Below are 1,054 nucleotides of genomic sequence, written 5' to 3' on the forward strand. Positions count from 1 at the left end.
AGCCCGCGGTGCCAGGCGCCGCGGGCCCGGCATGATCCGAAAGACACGGCCTAGATATGAAACTGCCGGACGTTGGTTACACATGGGTCTTCGAGTAGACGGAGATCTGCCATGCCCCCTTCGCTGCAACAGCAGCAGGACCGTCAGGCCCAGCATCGCCTGGCGGTCCTGCGCCACGCCGAGGAAGTCACCGGGAACGTCGCGCTGACCTGCCGCTACTACGGCATCAGCCGCACGTGCTTCTACAAGTGGCTGCGCCGCTACCAGGATGAGGGCCTTGAGGGCCTGAGGGACCGCTCCAGCAAGCCCCACCACTGTCCCCACGCCACCGAGGCCGACGTCGTCAACAAGATCGTCTACTTGCGGCAGCACTATCACTTCGGCCCGATGAAGATCAAGATGTACCTCAAGCGGTACCACGACATCGACATCGCCTGCTCCGCCGTCTACCGCATTCTCAAGAAGCTCGGGATGAACCGCCTGCCGGCCTCTCAGCGCTACAAAAGGCACGACAAGCGTTACACCCGCTACGAGAAGCAGCAGCCCGGCAACCGAGTCCAGATCGACGTAAAATTCATCGAGCCGATCGGTCTCCCGGAGCAGACGTCAGCCGCGTCACCGGTCACCGCAACCCTGCCCAAGCGGCGGCGACGATCGAAGTACTACCAGTTCACCGCCATCGACGACTGCACCCGGCTTCGGGTCCTGCGGATCTACCCGCGATGCGACCAGAAGACCGCCGTGCAGTTCCTCGACTACGTCCTGGAGCGCCTGCCGTTCCGCGTCGAGGTGATCCAGACCGACAACGGAGCAGAGTTTCAGTCCGCCTTCCACTGGAACGTCCTCGACAAGGGCATCGCCCACACCTACATCAAACCGGCGTCACCGCACCTCAACGGCAAGGTCGAACGTTCCCATCGCATCGACGCCGAGGAGTTCTACCGCATGCTCGACGGCGTAGTCATCGATGACACCGGCGTCTTCAACGACAAACTCCGCGAGTGGGAGGACTACTACAACTACCACCGCCCCCATGGCTCCCTCGGCGGCCAAA

Annotated in this window: 1 protein-coding gene; it reads left to right on the top strand. The window is 62.7% G+C overall.

The genetic code is table 11. The features are described 5' to 3' along the window. Positions 1-111: 111 nt before the first annotated feature. On the top strand, positions 112-1,054 hold a 943-nt coding region (locus ACFYZS_RS40435; RefSeq protein WP_389024592.1), incomplete at its 3' end, for an IS481 family transposase.

Source organism: Streptomyces sp. NPDC001903 (assembly GCF_042891345.1).
GTDB lineage: Bacteria > Actinomycetota > Actinomycetes > Streptomycetales > Streptomycetaceae > Streptomyces.